Source organism: Bradyrhizobium cajani (genome assembly GCF_009759665.1).
In the GTDB taxonomy this organism is placed as follows: Bacteria; Pseudomonadota; Alphaproteobacteria; order Rhizobiales; family Xanthobacteraceae; genus Bradyrhizobium; species Bradyrhizobium cajani.
Genome location: NZ_WQNE01000023.1, coordinates 110,699 through 127,315, shown reverse-complemented (window position 1 = coordinate 127,315; position 16,617 = coordinate 110,699). Strand labels below are relative to the sequence as shown.

Here is a 16,617-nt window from a genome sequence, read left to right as displayed (position 1 = left end):
AAAGCATCGAACTATGGTGCGCAGTTGCGCACCTGAGAATCTCGAGATTCCGGGTCTGGCGCTTTCGCGCCATCCCGGAATGACCGTGTAAACCTCTAACCCGCCGGACCCGTATCCTCCAGGATCGGGCCGAACAGCTCCCAGCGCTCGCCGTTGAACTTCATCATCTGGAGCTGCTTGTTGACGCGGTAGTCGGTGGCCGAGGTGTTGGCCTTGATGCCGGGCAGCCCGGTGTCGCCGGTGACGTCCTTCAGCGATGCCGCCTGCTTCATGACGTTCTCGCGCGTCAGGTTGTCGCCGCACTGCTGCAGCACGTGCACCAGCAGCTGGGCGGTGCCGTAGCCATAAACGTTGAAGTTCGAATCCTTGTCGCCGTCCGGATAGTACTTCGCCATGAAGTCGAAATATTTCTTCATGCCGGGATCATCCTTCCAGGTCGGGTCGAGCGGGTCCTTGCCGTAGTTGACGCTGATCACGCCCTTGGAGGCTTCCAGCCCCGCCGGCTTCATCACCGCGCCGACCGAGGTGGCGTTGATGTCGACGATTTGCACCGGATGCCAGCCGAGCTCGGCGATCTTCTTGATCGCCTGCGCGGCCTGCTTCGGCGTGGTGGCGCTGAAGAACAGGTCGGCGCCGGCATCCTTGATCTTGAGGATCTGCGAATCGACGGTCGGATCGGAGACTTCGTAGGAAGCCTCGGTGACGATCATCTTGGCGGCCTTGTCGCCGAGGCCGGCCTTGATGCCGTTCAGATAGTCCTTGCCGAGGTCGTCGTTCTGATAAAGCACCCCGATCTTGGCGTTCGGATGCTCCTTCAGGATGTACTGGCCGTAGATGCGGCCCTCGACGAAATAGTTCGGATTGTAGCCCATGGTCCACGGGAAGTTCTTGGGATCGGTGAACTTCGACGCGCCGGTGGCGGCAAAGAGCTGCGGCACTTTCTTGGAGTTGAGATATTTCTGCACGGCGGCGTTGGACGGCGTCCCGACGATCTGGAACGTCAGGAGCACTTCGTCGCTCTCGACCAGCTTGCGCACCTGCTCGACCGCCTTCGGCGGCGAATAGGCGTCGTCATACTGAATCAGATTGATCTTGCGTCCGTTGATGCCGCCCTGATCGTTGACCATCTTGAAATAGGCGGCCTGCGTCTTGCCGATCGTGGCATAGGCCGACGCCGGGCCCGAGAACGGCACGGTCTGCCCGACCTTGATCTCGGTGTCGCTGGCGCCCGGATCATACTTTTTCTGGGCATTGGCCGACGAGATCGACAGCGCCAGGGTCAGCGCCGTTGCCGTGACCACATGCAGAATTCCATTCCTCATACGCAATTTCCTCAGTGTTGTTATTGCCGATGGTCTGTCGGGCAGCACTGCTGCGCGTCCGACGCCATCGCTGAGGGCGATAGTGGAGGAGGCGTTGCTGCGACGCAAGGTGGGCGTTGGTAGGGGGCATTGGTTCGCAGGGTGGGTTAGCGACGCGCAACCCACCACTGTCTATCACCGCGGACGCAGAAGAGGTGGGTTACGCCCAGCGGACTGCGCTTCGCGCAGCCGCGGGGCTAACCAACCCTACGAAGCGCCTAGCCCGACGGCCCCGTATCCTCGATGATCGGTCCGAACAGTTCCCAGCGTTCGCCGTTGAACTTCATCATCTGCATCTGCTTGTTGACGCGGAAGTCGTTCGGTCCGGTGTTGATCTTGATGCCGGGCAGCGCGAAGCTCGGGGTGAAGTCCTTGATGTTGGCGACCTGCCTCATGATGTTCTCGCGCGTCAGGTCGTCGCCGCATTGCTTCAGCACCTGGACCAGCAGCTCCGCCACCGAATAGGCGTAGGTGTTAACGGTGTTGAGCTTGTCGCCTTCCGGGAAATACTTGTCCATGAAGGCGAAGAAGGCCTTCACGCCGGGATCGTCCTTCCACTGCGGATCGCTGGGCTCCTTGCCATATTGGGTCGAGATGATGCCCTTGGAAATCTCGAGGCCGGCCGGCTTCAGCGTGGCCGAGATCGGGCTCGCATTGATGTCGAGGATGTGCACCGGCGTCCAGCCGAGGTCGGCCAGCTTCTTGATCGCCTGTGCCGCGAATTTCGGCGTCGAGGCGTCAAAGAACACGTCGACACCCATCGACTTCAGCTTGACCACCTGCGAGTCCACCGTCGGGTCGGTGACCTCGTAGGACACTTCGCCGACGATCATGCTGGCGGCCTTGTCGCCGAGACCGCTCTTGAGGCCCGCGAGATAGTCGCGGCCCATGTCGTCGTTCTGGTAGAGCACGCCGATCTTGGCGTTCGGATGCTCCTTGAGAATGTACTTTGCGTAGATCCGCCCCTCTGACACGTAGTTGGGATTGTAGGCGATGGTCCAGGGAAAGTTCTGCGGATCGTTGAAGCGCGCCGCGCCGGTCGAGGCCAGCAGCTGCGGCACCTTCTTGCCGTTGAGATATTTCTGCACGGCGGCATTGGCCGCAGTGCCGATCAGCTGGAACGTGAACAGCACTTCGTCGCCTTCGACGAGCTTGCGCACCTGCTCGACGGTCTTCGGCGGCGAATAGGCGTCGTCATACTGGATCAGATTGATCTTGCGGCCGTTGATGCCGCCCTGATCGTTGATCATCCTGAAATAGGCGGCCTGCGTCTTGCCGATATTGGCGTAGACGGAGTAGGCGCCGGAGAACGGCACAGTCTGGCCGATCTTGATCTCGGTGTCGCTCGCGCCGGTGTCGTATTTCTTCTGGGCGAGGGCTTCACTTAAGAAGGCTTGGCTGGCGGAGAACGCGAAGGCGAGCGCCGCCGTGGCAGCTATGAAGGCTCTGCGATTGCTCATGGTGGTTTGTTCCTCCTGACGGAATTTTCGACCGACGGTCTTGTCCCGTTGATTGCAACGGTCGCCATCGCTGCCGAAGATTGTGAAGGAAGGTGGCGCGCCGCGCAAGGATCGCGGCGCTGCGCCGTAGCGTCTCAGGCGACGTAAAGCGCGAGCAGTGCGATCACCGCGGGTGCCGCCTGCACGAGCAGGATGCGCGTGCTGACCGTCGCCGCGCCATAGGCGCCGGCCACGATCACGCAAAGCAGGAAGAACGCCTTGATCTGGAACGCGAAGGCGGGATTGCCGTGCAAGAGGCCCCAGACCAGGCCGGCGGCGAGGAAGCCGTTATAGAGGCCCTGATTGGCAGCCAGCACTTTCGTGATCTCGGCCTTCTCCGGCGTATTGCGAAACACCTTCAAGCCCAGTGGCTTGTCCCAGAGAAACATCTCCAGGGTCAGGAAGAAGACATGCAGGATGGCGACCAGCGCCACCAGGACATTGGCGATCAGGATCAAGTTGAGCTCCCCCAAAAGCGTCAGCTTTCGGGTGGACGATAGCATGACCGGCATGGCAAGTGCGACGTGTGTTTCGATGCAATGGTGCCGCAATGGCCACCCGACCAACCAAGACGCCCGAACGCTTCGGCCTCGATCGCCTGGCAACGCCGATCGGGATCGCCCTGCTCGTCACCGATGCCGAGGGCGCCTTGCGCGCGCTCGACTGGGACGATTACGAGCACCGCATGCGCGAGCTCTTGCGCCTGCATTACGGCGCGGTGGATTTGGGCGAGCGCTCCGCGCCGGCTGCGATGAAGGCGGCGCTGTCGAATTACTTCGAGGGCGACCTTGCACAGCTCTCGTCGATCGCATGGCGTATCGCCGGCACGCCATTCCAGCAGAAGGTCTGGACCGCGCTCGCGCGCATCCCCGCCGGCACCACGATGAGCTACGGTGCACTCGCCGCCAAGATCGGCACGCCCAAGGCCATTCGCGCCGTCGGCCACGCCAACGGCTCCAATCCGATCAGCGTGGTGCTGCCCTGCCATCGCCTGATCGGCGCGGATGGCTCGCTGGTGAAGTACGGCGGCGGGCTGGAGCGAAAGCGCTGGCTGCTGCGGCACGAGGGCGTGGAGGTTTAGCTCTCTCCCCACCGTCATTCCGGGGCGCGCAAAGCGCGAGCCCGGAATCCATCGAGCCACACCGACGGTGCAGATGAGTGGATTCCGGGCTCGCCGCTGCGCGGCGCCCCGGAATGACGAGAGGAGAGAAGCGCGCAGGCCACCGCCTACGCCGCTGGCTGCACCGCCTTGTCGCCGGCCATCACATGGGTCAGTGCGCTCTTGATCGCGGACTGCCGGGTCGGCGCGTTGATCTGCGCGCCGAGCAGGTCGGTGACGTAGAACACGTCGCGCGCGCGTTCGCCGAAGGTCGCGACATGGGCCGAGGCGATGTTGAGGTTGAGCTTCGAGATCGCGGTGGTCAACTCGTAGAGCAGGCCGGGACGGTCGAGGCCGGAGACCTCGATCACGGTGTAGCGATCGGACCACTGGTTGTTGATGGTGACTTCCGGCTCGATCACGAACGGCTTCGCCTTGCTGCGCACGGTGCGCCGCGCCACCGCTTCCGGCAAACGCAACTTGCCTTCCAGCACGTCCTCGATCATCTCGCCGATGCGCGTGGCGCGCCGGCCCTCGTCCTCGTCGCGGTCGTATTCCCGGGAGATCGAGATCGTGTCGAGCGCGCGGCCGTCGGTCGTGGTGTAGATCTGCGCGTCGACGATGTTGGCGCCGGCCGAGGCGCAGGCGCCGGCGATGATCGAGAGCAGCCAGGGGTGGTCGGCCGCGAAGATCGTCAGCTCGGTGACGCCGCGCACCTCGTCGAAGCCGACATTGATCGCGAGCTTGTGGCCGGCCTGCTCGCTGGAGCGGACGAAGCGGGCGTGGCGGATCTTGCGCGCCAGCTCGACCTTGAGCCAATAGGCCGGATAGTGCCGGCCGATATAGGCGTCGAGCTCGTCCTTCGGCCATTCGGCGAAGGCCATGCGGAACTCGGCGTGTGCAGCCGCGAGCCGCTTGCCCCGGTCGACCTCCGAGAAGCCGCCGGTCAAGACCGGCTCGGTCTCGTAATAGAGCGAGCGCAAGAGCTGCGCCTTCCAGCCGTTCCACACGCCCGGACCGACGCCGCGGATGTCGGCGGTGGTCAGGATCGTCAGCAGCTTCATCTGCTCGACCGACTGCACGACGGCGGCGAAATTCTCGATCGTCTTGCGGTCGGAAAGGTCGCGCGACTGCGCGACCGTGGACATCGTCAGATGTTCCTCGATCAGCCAGGCCACGAGCTCGGTGTCGGCCGGGCTGAAGCCGAGCCGCGGGCAGAGCCGCCGCGCCACCTTGGCGCCCGCGATCGAGTGATCCTCGGGCCTTCCCTTGGCGACGTCGTGCAGCAGCGTGGCGATATAGATCACCGCGCGGTGCTCGGGCCGGGTCTTGCGCATCAGGTCGCTGGCGAGCGTGAACTCCTCGATGCCGCCGCGCTCGATGTCCTGGAGGAAACCGATGCAGCGGATCAGGTGCTCGTCCACGGTGTAGTGATGATACATGTTGAACTGCATCATCGAGACGATCTTGCCGAAGGCGCGAATGAAGTTGCCGAGCACGCCGGTTTCGTTCATCCGCCGCAGCACGATCTCCGCGTTGTCGGAGGTCAGGATCTCCATGAACAGCCGGTTGGCCTCGGGATTCTCGCGAAGCTGTGCGTTGATCAGGCCGAGCGAGCGCGTGACATCGCGCATCGCGTCCGGGTGGAAGGCGAGGTTGTTCTTCTGCGCGAGGCGGAAGATGCGGATCAGATTGACCGGATCGTGCTTGAAGACGTCGGGCGCGGCGACGTTGATGCGGTTGTTGTCGACGATGAAGTCGTCGCTGTCGGGCACCCGCCGCTTCACCGGAGTGGGACGCAGCCGTGCCATCATCCGGCTCAGCACTGGCGCGGGCTTGGCCTGCTGGTCCTCGAGCTTGGCGCAGAGGATGGCGGTGAGGTTGCCGACTTCCTTGGCGACCAGGAAGTAGTGCTTCATGAACCGTTCGACATCCTGCATGCCGGGATGCGAGGTGTAGCCGAGCCGGACCGCGATCTCGCGCTGGAGATCGAAGGAGAGGCGCTCTTCGGCGCGATTGCAGTAGAAATGCAGATTGCAGCGCACCGACCAGAGGAAATCGGCGCAGCGGCGGAAGCTGCGATATTCCTGCGCATCGAACACGCCGCGGTCGACCAGCTCGTCGGTGTCGCGGACGCGGTAGACGTATTTGGCGATCCAGAACAGCGTGTGCAGGTCGCGCAATGCGCCCTTGCCGTCCTTGACGTTGGGCTCGACCAGATAGCGCGACTGGCCGCCGCGGCGGTGACGCTCCTCGCGCTCGGCAAGCTTGGCGGTGACGAATTCGGATGCCGTGCCCTGCACCACTTCCTTGTCGAAGCGTTCGACGAGCTCGTCATAGAGCGGCTTGTCGCCGGTCAGGAAGCGCGTCTCCAGGATCGCGGTCCGGATGGTCATGTCGCCGCGCGCCTGGCGGATCGATTCGTCGACGGAGCGCGTGGCGTGGCCGACCTTCAGCCCCATGTCCCAGAGGCAATAGAGGATGGCTTCGGCGACCTGCTCGCCCCAGGCTGTCTGCTTGTAGGGCAGGATGAAGAGCAGATCGATGTCGGACTCGGGGGCCATCAGGCCGCGGCCATAGCCGCCGGTCGCCACCACCGCCATGCGCTCGGCCCCGCTCGGGATCGGCGAGCGGTAGAGGTGCCGGGTCGCGGCCGAATACAGGATGCGGATGATCTCGTCCTGCACATGGCACAGCCGCTCGGCGCAGCGCCGGCCGTGACGGTCCTTCAAGAGGATCGCCTGCGCCGCGGCGCGCGCCGCGATCAGCTCGGCCTTGAGCAATTGCGCTACGGCGGTGCGGAACGCGTCCTCGCGGCCCTCGTGCTTTTCCGCAAGCGCATCGACCGCGGCGGTGACCCGCGCGGTGTCGAAGCGGTCATCTGTCTCTGGCTTCTGCTCAGTAGTGACGCTGTCCATGTCTCACCGGATATAAGAGGCGGCCGGCGCTGTCACCCGCCATTCTCTGGCAATAGTCGTTCCATGCTGGAAAGGTGCGGCTTTGGGCAAACTTGTCCTCGGCTACTGCGCCTTCAAGGGGCAGATTTTCTCGTTGACCTCTAGATATAACTCCTTGAAAAACAATGAAGTTTTGGAGGAGGCTGGGCATGATCGGGATTTCACGACGCATTCTGCTGGCGGGAGCAATAGTGCTCGCCGTGACCCCTGCGGCGCGAGCGGCGGAGCCGCTCAAGGAGATCCGCATCGACTGGGCGACGTACAATCCGGTGTCGCTGGTGCTGAAGCAGAAGGGCCTGCTGGAGAAGGAGTTCGCCAAGGACGGCATCAGCATCATCTGGGTGCAGTCGGCTGGCTCGAACAAGGCGCTCGAATTCCTCAACGCCGGCTCGATCGATTTCGGCTCGACGGCCGGATCGGCGGCGCTGGTTGCCCGCATCAACGGCAATCCGATCAAGTCGATCTACGTCTATTCCCGTCCCGAATGGACCGCGCTGGTGACATCGAAGGATTCCAAGATCGCGAGCGTGTCTGATCTCAAGGGCAAGCGCGTCGCGGTGACGCGCGGCACCGATCCGCACATCTTCCTGGTGCGCGCGCTGTTAGGGGCGGGCTTCACCGAAAAGGACATCACGCCGGTGCTGCTCCAGCACGCCGACGGCAAGACCGCACTGATCCGCGGCGATGTCGATGCCTGGGCCGGGCTCGATCCGATGATGGCGCAGGCCGAGGTCGAGGAGGGCGCAAAGCTGTTCTACCGCAAGGCCGATGCCAACACCTGGGGCATCCTCAATGTGCGTGAGCAGTTCTTGAAAGATCATCCAGACGCCGCCCGCCGCGTCCTCGCTGTTTATGAGGAAGCACGAAAGTATTCGCTGGCGAACTATGACGAGCTGAAGAAGACGTTCATTGCCGTGACCAAGCTGCCGGAGGCCGTGGTCGACAAGCAGCTCAAGGAGCGCACCGAGCTCACCCACAGCCGCATCGGCGCGCCCCAGCGCGAGTCGATCCTCGCCGCAGGCCTCGCGCTCCAGCAGGCCGGCGTCGTCGACGCCAAGGTCGACGTGAAGGCGACGCTGGATGCCCTGATCGACGACCAGGTCCCACTGCCGACGGATTAGTTCGGCGAGCGCGCGCGGCAAATTCAGGTGTCGTCCCGGGGCGTGCGTAGCGCGAGCCCGGGACCCATAACCACAGGCCGTGGTTTGGCGAAGACTCGGAGTTGGCAGCTCGCGCCACAACTTCTCCCTTGGGCTATGGGTCCCGGATCTGCGCTCCGCTCTAGACAACGCTACGCGTTGTCTAGAGCTACGCTTGTCCGGGACGACAGCTGAGATTGACGCACGCCCTTGCATTCCCCGACCAGACGCGCTTCCTAACCGGCCATGATCTCCGACGCACCCGTCCTGCAACAGACTTCGGACCCGGCCGAGGGTGCGGCTGCGCCGTCGCGGCTGTCGCGTTATGGGCGGCCGCTGCTGGGGCTGTTGCTGCCGCTCGCGCTGGCGCTCGGCTGGGAGTTCGTGGTCTGGCTCGGCTGGTCCAATGGACGGCTGGTGCCGCCACCCTCGCGCGTGCTTGCGACCATCGCCGAACTCGCCCGCTCGGGCGAGCTGGTTCGCCACATCGCCGCGACGCTGTGGCGCGTCGGTCTCGGCTTTGCATTCGGCGTCGTTGCGGGAACGCTACTCGGAGCCATCTCGGGCTATTGGTCGCTGGCGCGGCGGTTGCTCGATCCGACCGTGCAGGCGCTGCGCGCGATCCCTTCGCTCGCCTGGGTGCCGCTGTTCATCCTCTGGCTCGGCATCTTCGAGACCTCGAAGATCGCGCTGATCGCAGTCGGCGTGTTCTTTCCGGTCTATCTCGGCGTGATGGGCGCGATCCTCTCGGTCGACCGCAAGGTCGTCGAGGTCGGCCGCACCTTCCGCCTCTCCGGGTTCGCGATGATCCGCCGCATCCTGTTGCCCGCGGTGCTGCCGGCCTATGTCGTGTCCTTGCGCGTCGGTCTTGGTCTCGGCTGGATGTTCGTGGTCGCGGCCGAGCTGATCGGCGCCTCCGAAGGCCTCGGCTATCTCCTGCTCGACGGCCAGCAGCTCGGCAAGCCCGCGCAGATCCTCGCCGCCATCGTGATCTTCGCCATCCTCGGCAAGCTCACGGATTGGCTGATCGAGCTCGCGGCCGCACCATTCCTGCGCTGGCAGGACGCCTTCGGGCGCGCGAAGGGAGCCTGAGGCGATGCTGGCGCTCGACCGGGTCAGCAAGACCTATCCCAACGGCGTGCAGGCGCTGGCGCGCTTCTCGGCCGAGATCAGGCAGGGCGAGATCATCGCCATCATCGGCGGCTCCGGCTGCGGCAAGTCCACCCTGCTGCGCGCCATCGCCGGGCTCGACCGCGCCAGCTCGGGCACGGTGACGCTCGACGAGGAGGCGATCGCCTCGCCGCACGCCAAGATCGGCATCATCTTCCAGGAGCCGCGGCTGCTGCCCTGGCTCAGCGTCGCCGACAATATCGGCTTCGGCCTTGCCGATCTGCCTGCGACCGAGCGGCGCGGGAAGGTCGCGCGCGCACTCGAGCGCGTCGGGCTCACTGAGAAGGCGCAGGCCTGGCCGCGCGAGCTCTCCGGCGGACAGGCGCAGCGCGTCGCGATTGCGCGGGCGCTGGTGCCGCAGCCGGAGGTGCTGCTGCTCGACGAGCCTTTTTCCGCGCTCGACGCCTTCACCCGCCGCGACCTCCAGGACCATCTGCTCGACCTCTGGGCCGACACGCGGCCGACGCTGATCCTCGTCACACACGATGTCGACGAGGCTGTGGTGCTTGCCGATCGCGTGCTGGTGATGCGGCCGCGCCCGGGCCGCCTGTTCGATCAGATCGAGATCAATCTGGGCCGGCCACGCGATCGCAATTCGCCGCTGTTCGAGAATTTCAAGCGAAGTGTGCTGACGTCACTCGACCGTTCGCTCGACCGCAGCGTGCCCGACCGTGACGCAACCCAGGGTCCCGGTCAGGCCATGTGGTGGTGACAATCGCGCACTGAGCCGGTACATCGGAGAGCGATTTTGCCGGGAGAGAACCAAAATGGACGCCGCAGAACTGCGCCAGATGCAGGCTCCGATCAAGGAGCGCTACAAGACCGATCCCAAGGCCGCGCTGATCACGCTGAGGGCCAAGGGCTCCACCGACAGCGACGGCATCGCGTGCAAGGTCGAGACCGGCCGTGCCCTTGCCGTCGCCGGCCTGCATCCGGCCACCGGCGGCTCCGGCCTCGAGCTGTGTTCCGGTGACATGCTGCTCGAAGCCCTGGTCGCCTGCGCCGGCGTCACATTGAAGTCGGTCGCGACCGCGATCGAGATGCCGCTCAAGACCGGCAATGTCTATGCCGAGGGCGACCTCGATTTCCGCGGCACGCTCGGCGTCGACAAGGAGACCCCGGTCGGCTTCGCCGAGATCCGCCTGCGCTTCGAGGTCGACACCGACGCCCCCCAGGACAAGCTCGATCTGTTGCTGAAACTCACCGAGCGCTATTGCGTGGTTTATCAGACCATCAAGAACGGCCCGAAGGTCTCGGTGTCGATGCAGCGGATGTGAGTCGAAGGCCGTACCCCAACAATCGGTGTCGTTCCCGCCTAGTGCGCAATTGCGCACGGGGGGCGGGAACCCATAACCCCAGGCCGTCGTGATTTCGGACGGTCGTCGCTCCAGCTCTTAAACCACTACGGCCTGTGGTTATGGATTCCGGGCTCGCGCTCCGCGCGCCCCGGAATGACAGACAGAATGCCCTGCCTTCTATCCGGATCTGCGCTTCGCTTGTCCGGGACGACAAGAAAATGTCCCTCGACCTCCACTTCATCATCTTCCTTCTTCTGCGCATGGCGATCGCGGCGGCGTTCGTCGTCACGGCGTCGATCATCACCGAGCGCTCGGGGCCGGTGATCGGTGCACTGGTGGCGACCTTGCCGATCTCCGCCGGCCCGTCCTACGTCTTCCTCGCGCTCGACCATGATGCCGCCTTCATCGCCCAAGGTGCGCTGTCGAGCCTTCCGGTCAACGCAGCGACGATCTTTCTCGCGCTCATCTATGTCGTGCTGGCGCAGCGACATGGGCTTCTCGCGAGTTGTGGAAGTGCGATTGCGGTCTGGATCGTGCTTGCGTCCATCATCCGCCAGTTCGACTGGCCGCTCACCGCCGGGCTCGCCGTGAATCTCATTGCATTCGGCATCTGCATCCCGCTGCTTGCACGTTACCGTCACGTGAAGATGCCGCTGGTGACGCGCCGCTGGTACGACGTCCCGATGCGGGCTTCGCTGGTTGCCACCCTTGTCGCCATCGTGGTCTCGACGTCCGGCTGGGTTGGCCCCCGGATCAGCGGCATCATCGCGCTGTATCCGGTCGTGTTCACCAGCATGATGGTGATTCTGCATCCGCGCATCGGCGGCCCGCCGACCGCCGCCGTGCTCGCCAACTCCGCCTGGGGCCTGCTCGGGTTTGGTACGGCAATTGCCGTGATGCACGTTGCGGTGGTGCAGTTCGGCTCCGCCGTCGGCTTGTGTCTTGCGCTCGGCACCTGCATCGCCTGGAACCTGACGCTGTGGGGGATCGGCCGGCGCGGGATGCACAAGGCGCGGCGAGAGCGGTGAGACTCAAGAGCCGTGTGACTACGGTGGCGCGCGGCGAGGCGTGGCGAAGAGACATTGCGGCGAGCTCAGTTCACGCCAATCGGTGCCGAGGCATCCCCTCAAGCCGTTGACCGAGAAAACTCATTTCAAGTCCTGCCGGATTTTCCCGGTCCTGAGCGCCAGCGCCCATCGCGCGCCGAATTCCGACAATTCTATTAGAACTTTGTTCGAGTTTTTCCGATACAGAATCGGGCTGCGTACCCGCGTCCGATACCGTCCGCGCGAATTGTGAGGGACCGGTATTCAAGTCATCGGACCTGCGGGATCCGCCGGTTGGAATACGGCAGCATGCCGCACAATTGGTTCCCCTGATTCCGACGGGCATGTCCCCCATCGGCATTATTTTGAGATGGAGATTTCCTGATGTTTGGTCGCAAGTCCCGCAATGACGCGGACGCTCAACTCGCCGCCATCGGCCGCTCGCAGGCCATGATCGAGTTTGCGATGGATGGCACCGTCCTTACGGCCAACCAGAATTTCCTGAAGGCGCTCGGCTACTCCCTCGACGAGATCAAGGGAAAGAAACACGCCATGTTCGTGCCGGCCGATCAGCGCGACGGCGCCGCGTACCAGGCGTTCTGGGCGCAGCTCAACCGCGGCGAGCCCCAGGCTGCCGAGTTCAAGCGGATCGCCAAGGGCGGCCGCGCGGTCTGGATCGAGGCGTCCTACAATCCGGTGCTCGACGATGCCGGCAAGCCCGTCAAGGTCGTGAAGATCGCGACCGACATCACTGCGAAAAAGGTCCATGCCATGACGGAGGCCTCCAAGGTCTCCGCCATCAGCCGTGCCCAGGCCGTCATCGAGTTCAAGCTCGACGGCACCGTCGTCACGGCCAACGAGAATTTCTGCAAGGTGCTCGGCTATTCGCTGGCCGAGATCGAAGGCAAGCATCACAGCCTGTTCGTGGCCCAGGCCGAGCGCGACGGTGCGGCCTATCGCGAATTCTGGGCCGCGCTCAATCGCGGCGACTACCAGGCCGGCGAATACAAGCGCATCGGCAAGGGCGGCCGCGAGGTCTGGATCCTTGCCTCCTACAACCCGCTGCTCGACGAGAACGGCAAGCCGTACGGCGTCGTCAAGTTCGCGACCGACGTCACCGCGGAGAAATTGAGCAATGCCGATCTCGCCGGCCAGATTGCGGCGATCGACAAGGCGCAGGCGGTGATCGAGTTCAACATGGACGGCACGATCATCACGGCCAACGCCAACTTCCTCGGCACGCTCGGTTATTCGCTGGCCGAGATCAAGGGCAAGCATCACAGCCTGTTCGTCGACCCCTCCGAGCGCGACGGCGCCGCCTATCGCGAGTTCTGGGCCGCGCTCAATCGCGGCCAGTATCAGGCGGCCGAATACAAGCGTATCGGCAAGGGCGGCAAGGAGGTCTACATCCAGGCCTCCTACAATCCGATCCTCGATCTCAACGGCAAGCCGTTCAAGGTGGTGAAATACGCCACCGACACGACCAGGCAGGTGCTGGTCCGCATGGGCAACGAGCGCGTCCGCGGCATGATGGAATCGGTCGCCGCGGGCTCCGAGGAGCTCAACGCCTCGGTGCGGGAGATTTCCGAAGCCATGACCAAGTCGCGCGAGACCGCGATGGGCGCGGTCGAGCAGGTCGCAGCCGCCGACGCGCAGGCCCAGCGCCTCACCGAAGCCGCACAGGCAATGAGCGGCATCATCGAGATGATCAACAACATCACCGGACAGATCAACCTGCTCGCGCTCAACGCCACGATCGAATCGGCGCGTGCGGGCGAAGCCGGCCGCGGCTTCGCGGTGGTCGCCTCCGAGGTGAAGAGCCTCGCCAACCAGGCCAAGCAGGCGACCGACAAGATCGGCCAGGAGATCGGCAGCCTCAACGGCATCTCCGGCGACGTCGTCAATGCGCTCGGCTCGATCAAGCAGGCGATCAACAATGTCAGCGAATACGTGACCTCGACCGCCGCCGCCGTCGAGGAGCAGAGCACGGTCACGAACGAGATGTCGACCAGCATGCAGCGCGCGGCAGCGGAGGCAGCGGCGATCGCGGCGAGAGCGTAGTTTGGCTCACCGTCATTCCGGGGCGATGCGAAGCATCGGACCCGGAATCTCGAGATTCCGGGTCTGGTCCTTCGGACCATCCCGGAATGACAGTTCGGTCACTGCTTCGGCAGCTTCGCCTTCAACGCATAGAGCGCGTCCAGCGCCTCGCGCGGCGACATCTCGTCCGGGTGCAGCGCCTTCACGGCGTCCATCAGCAGCTCCGCGTCGCTCGGAGGCGCGGCTTCCGCGGCGGCCCGCGAGGGCACGGCGAACAGCGGCAGGTCGTCGACGAGGGCGCGCGCGGTCTGGCCGCGGTCCTGCGCCTCCAGTTTTGCCAGCACGGACTTCGCGCGCGTGATCACCGCGGGCGGCAGGCCGGCGAGCTTGGCCACCTGGATGCCGTAGGAGCGGTCGGCCGAGCCCGGCAGCACCTCGTGCAGGAACACGACATTGCCCTGCCATTCCTTCACCCGCACCGTGGCGTTGAACATGCGCGGCAATTTGGCCGAGAGCGCGGTAAGCTCGTGATAATGGGTGGCGAACAGCGTGCGGCAGCGGTTGCTCTCGTGCAGATGCTCGATCGCGGCCCAGGCGATGGAGAGGCCGTCGAAGGTCGCGGTACCGCGGCCGATTTCGTCGAGGATCACGAGCGAACGTTCGCCGGCCTGGTTCAGGATCGCCGCGGTCTCGACCATCTCCACCATGAAGGTGGAGCGGCCGCGGGCGAGATCGTCGGCGGCACCGACGCGCGAGAACAGGCGGTCGATGATGCCGATCCGCGCGCGCGTCGCCGGCACGAAACTTCCGATTTGAGCAAGAAGAGCAATCAGCGCGTTCTGGCGCAGGAAGGTCGATTTACCGGCCATGTTCGGGCCGGTGAGCAGCCAGAGCTGGCCGGATTTTTGTCCGGGCGCCGGAGAGAGGTCGCAGGCATTGGCGATGAACGGCTCGCCATTGCGCTTGAGCGCCTGCTCGACCACGGGATGGCGGCCGGCCTCGATGGCGAAACCGAGAGAGTTGTCCACGTCCGGCCGGACATAATTGTCGTCGACCGCGAGCTTGGCGAGCGAAGTCGCAACGTCGAGCAGCGCAAAGGCATGGGCGGCGGAACGCAGATCGTCGCTGATCGCCATGGCCTTCGCGGAAAGCCGCTCGAAGATTTCGAGCTCGAGCCCGAGGGCGCGGTCGCCGGCATTGGCGATCTTGGCCTCGATCTCGCCGAGCTCGGAGGTGGTGAAGCGCACCTGCCCCGCCAGCGTCTGGCGATGGATGAAGGTCGCATTCAGCGGCGGCGACATCAGCTTGTCGCCGTGCTGCGCGGTGACCTCGACGAAATAGCCGAGCACGTTGTTGTGGCGGATCTTCAGGCCCTTCACCGAGGTCACGTCGGCGTAGCGCGCCTGCATCGAGGCCACCACCAGGCGCGAGGCGTCGCGCAGGTTGCGCGCCTCGTCGAGCGCGGGCTCATAACCCTGACGCACGAAGCCGCCGTCGCGCTTGATCAGCGGCAATTGCTCGTCGAGCGCGCTGGCGAACTCGGCTGCGAGCTCGCGCGACGGGCGCTGCAAGGCCGCCATCACCGCCGCGATCTCCTGCGGCGGCTGATCAAGCTCGCCAAGCCGTGCCAGCACCTGGTCGGCGGCGATGATGCCGTCGCGCAGGCCCGCGAGGTCGCGCGGTCCGCCGCGGCCGACCGAGAGACGGGCCAGCGCCCGCGACATGTCGGGCGCGCCGCGCAAAATGCTGCGAATGTCCTCGCGCGCAGCGGAGTCCGCGACGAAGGTGCTGACCGCATCGAGCCGCCGCGCGATCGCCGGCGCGTCCGTCAGTGGCGCCGCGAGCCGCTGCGCCAGCAGACGCGAGCCCGCCGAGGTCACGGTGCAGTCGATGGCGTCGAGCAGCGAGCCGCGCCGTTCGCCGGCCAGCGTCCGCGTCAGCTCGAGATTGGCGCGGGTGGCCGGATCGATCGCCATGGTCGCGCCCGATGCCTCGCGCGCGGGCGGTGACAGCGGCGGATGCTTGCCGACCTGGGTGCGGTCGACATAGGTGACGGCGGCGGCCGCAGCGGTAGCTTCCAGCCTCGTCAGCTGCGCCAGACCATCCATGGTCGCGACCGCAAAATAGTCGCACAGGCGCTTCTCGGCGGTGGCGCCGTCGAAGACGTCGCGGGTCAGCGGCGTCACCGCCGGCAGCTCGCGCAGGGTCTGTCCGAGTTCGCTGTCGTTATAGAGCGCGTCGGTGACGATCGCCTCGTTCGGATTGATGCGCGCGAGCGTTGCGGCGAGTTCGCCGCCAGAGCATTCCGTCACCATGAATTCGGCGGTCGAGATGTCGATCCAGGCCAGACCAAAACGGTCGCCGCCGGCGGACGAGCGGGCACGCGCGATCGCCAGCAGATAGTTGTTGGCGCGGGCATCGAGCAGCGTGTCCTCGGTCAGCGTGCCCGGCGTGACCAGCCGCACCACGCCGCGGCGCACGACGCTCTTGTTGCCGCGCGCCTTCGCAGCGGCGGGATCCTCGGTCTGCTCGCACACCGCGACCCGGTGCCCGGCGCTGATCAGGCGGTGCAGATAGTCCTCGGAGCGCTCGACCGGTACGCCGCACATCGGGATATCCGCGCCCTGATGCTTGCCGCGCTTGGTCAGCACGATGCCGAGCGTCCTGGACGCAATCTCGGCGTCCTCGAAGAACAGCTCGTAGAAATCGCCCATCCGGTAGAACAGCAGGAGGCCCTGATGCGCCGCCTTGATCTCGAGGTACTGTTCCATCATCGGCGTGACGCGCGCGGCAACTTCCGCCTGCGGCGCGGGCACATCGTCGGGGGGCGGTACAGGTATCGGCTGTTGCATTGTCATGGGCGGCGCAACCTACAAAATTTCGGCACCTGCTCCTATCGCTTTGGCCGCCGAGAGGAGGTTTTCCACGTTGTCCGCACCACGGGATAATGAGTGCCAATATTCGGTCGTCATTCCGGGATGCGCCGACAGGCGCAGGCCCGGAATCCA

The 16,617-nt window shown here is 64.9% G+C and carries 12 protein-coding genes; 7 read left to right on the top strand and 5 right to left on the bottom strand.

The features are described 5' to 3' along the window. Positions 1-95 precede the first annotated feature (95 nt). From GPL20_RS25290 to GPL20_RS25280, 3 genes are all read right to left on the bottom strand, one after another. Positions 96-1,322: an ABC transporter substrate-binding protein gene (locus GPL20_RS25290; protein ID WP_157332715.1), complete on the bottom strand. Its 1,227-nt coding sequence runs from the start codon at positions 1,320-1,322 to the stop codon at positions 96-98. A gap of 257 nt (positions 1,323-1,579) precedes the next feature. Further along, complete coding sequence (locus tag GPL20_RS25285; protein WP_157332714.1) at positions 1,580-2,821, bottom strand: ABC transporter substrate-binding protein; 1,242 nt, start codon at positions 2,819-2,821, stop codon at positions 1,580-1,582. A gap of 134 nt (positions 2,822-2,955) precedes the next feature. Beyond that, positions 2,956-3,312, bottom strand: coding sequence for a DUF1304 domain-containing protein (locus GPL20_RS25280; RefSeq protein WP_373568226.1), 357 nt, complete (start codon positions 3,310-3,312; stop codon positions 2,956-2,958). 98 nt (positions 3,313-3,410) lie between these two features. Between GPL20_RS25280 and GPL20_RS25275 the strand changes: the two genes are divergently transcribed. After that, the gene (locus tag GPL20_RS25275) at positions 3,411-3,941 is read left to right on the top strand and encodes a methylated-DNA--[protein]-cysteine S-methyltransferase (protein ID WP_157332710.1); all 531 of its coding nucleotides are present in this window, start codon (positions 3,411-3,413) and stop codon (positions 3,939-3,941) included. A gap of 146 nt (positions 3,942-4,087) precedes the next feature. Here the strand turns inward: GPL20_RS25275 and GPL20_RS25270 are convergent, their stop codons facing one another. After that, entirely contained in the window at positions 4,088-6,877 is a 2,790-nt protein-coding gene (locus GPL20_RS25270) for a [protein-PII] uridylyltransferase (RefSeq protein ID WP_157332708.1), read from the bottom strand. A gap of 188 nt (positions 6,878-7,065) precedes the next feature. Between GPL20_RS25270 and GPL20_RS25265 the strand changes: the two genes are divergently transcribed. The 6 genes from GPL20_RS25265 to GPL20_RS25240 all read left to right on the top strand — a co-directional run bounded on the left by GPL20_RS25265 (position 7,066) and on the right by GPL20_RS25240 (position 13,630). Continuing rightward, entirely contained in the window at positions 7,066-8,037 is a 972-nt protein-coding gene (locus GPL20_RS25265) for an aliphatic sulfonate ABC transporter substrate-binding protein (protein WP_167533201.1), read from the top strand. Between the two features lie 264 nt (positions 8,038-8,301). After that, positions 8,302-9,147: an ABC transporter permease gene (locus GPL20_RS25260; protein WP_157332698.1), complete on the top strand. Its 846-nt coding sequence runs from the start codon at positions 8,302-8,304 to the stop codon at positions 9,145-9,147. A 4-nt stretch (positions 9,148-9,151) separates the two neighbouring features. Beyond that, complete coding sequence (locus GPL20_RS25255) at positions 9,152-9,937, top strand: ABC transporter ATP-binding protein (RefSeq protein WP_157332697.1); 786 nt, start codon at positions 9,152-9,154, stop codon at positions 9,935-9,937. 55 nt (positions 9,938-9,992) lie between these two features. Further along, entirely contained in the window at positions 9,993-10,502 is a 510-nt protein-coding gene (locus GPL20_RS25250; RefSeq protein WP_157332695.1) for an OsmC family protein, read from the top strand. Positions 10,503-10,741: 239 nt separating this feature from the next. Continuing rightward, positions 10,742-11,551 (top strand): hypothetical protein, encoded by an 810-nt coding sequence (locus tag GPL20_RS25245; protein ID WP_157332693.1) that lies wholly within the window; start codon positions 10,742-10,744, stop codon positions 11,549-11,551. Positions 11,552-11,953: 402 nt separating this feature from the next. Continuing rightward, positions 11,954-13,630 carry a methyl-accepting chemotaxis protein gene (locus GPL20_RS25240; protein WP_157332691.1) on the top strand — a complete coding sequence of 559 codons (1,677 nt, stop codon included), beginning with the start codon at positions 11,954-11,956 and terminating at the stop codon, positions 13,628-13,630. 98 nt (positions 13,631-13,728) lie between these two features. Here the strand turns inward: GPL20_RS25240 and mutS are convergent, their stop codons facing one another. Next, positions 13,729-16,467 carry a DNA mismatch repair protein MutS gene (mutS, locus tag GPL20_RS25235; protein WP_157332689.1) on the bottom strand — a complete coding sequence of 913 codons (2,739 nt, stop codon included), beginning with the start codon at positions 16,465-16,467 and terminating at the stop codon, positions 13,729-13,731. Positions 16,468-16,617: the final 150 nt, after the last annotated feature.

Coding starts and splice junctions, on each gene's coding strand:
- GPL20_RS25240 (WP_157332691.1), top strand. CDS start 11,954: ATGTTTGGTCGCAAGTCCCGCAATGACGCGGACGCTCAACTCGCCGCC.
- GPL20_RS25275 (WP_157332710.1), top strand. CDS start 3,411: ATGGCCACCCGACCAACCAAGACGCCCGAACGCTTCGGCCTCGATCGC.
- GPL20_RS25250 (WP_157332695.1), top strand. CDS start 9,993: ATGGACGCCGCAGAACTGCGCCAGATGCAGGCTCCGATCAAGGAGCGC.
- GPL20_RS25245 (WP_157332693.1), top strand. CDS start 10,742: ATGTCCCTCGACCTCCACTTCATCATCTTCCTTCTTCTGCGCATGGCG.
- GPL20_RS25290 (WP_157332715.1), bottom strand. CDS start 1,322: ATGAGGAATGGAATTCTGCATGTGGTCACGGCAACGGCGCTGACCCTG.
- GPL20_RS25265 (WP_167533201.1), top strand. CDS start 7,066: ATGATCGGGATTTCACGACGCATTCTGCTGGCGGGAGCAATAGTGCTC.
- GPL20_RS25255 (WP_157332697.1), top strand. CDS start 9,152: ATGCTGGCGCTCGACCGGGTCAGCAAGACCTATCCCAACGGCGTGCAG.
- mutS (WP_157332689.1), bottom strand. CDS start 16,467: ATGACAATGCAACAGCCGATACCTGTACCGCCCCCCGACGATGTGCCC.
- GPL20_RS25285 (WP_157332714.1), bottom strand. CDS start 2,821: ATGAGCAATCGCAGAGCCTTCATAGCTGCCACGGCGGCGCTCGCCTTC.
- GPL20_RS25270 (WP_157332708.1), bottom strand. CDS start 6,877: ATGGACAGCGTCACTACTGAGCAGAAGCCAGAGACAGATGACCGCTTC.
- GPL20_RS25260 (WP_157332698.1), top strand. CDS start 8,302: ATGATCTCCGACGCACCCGTCCTGCAACAGACTTCGGACCCGGCCGAG.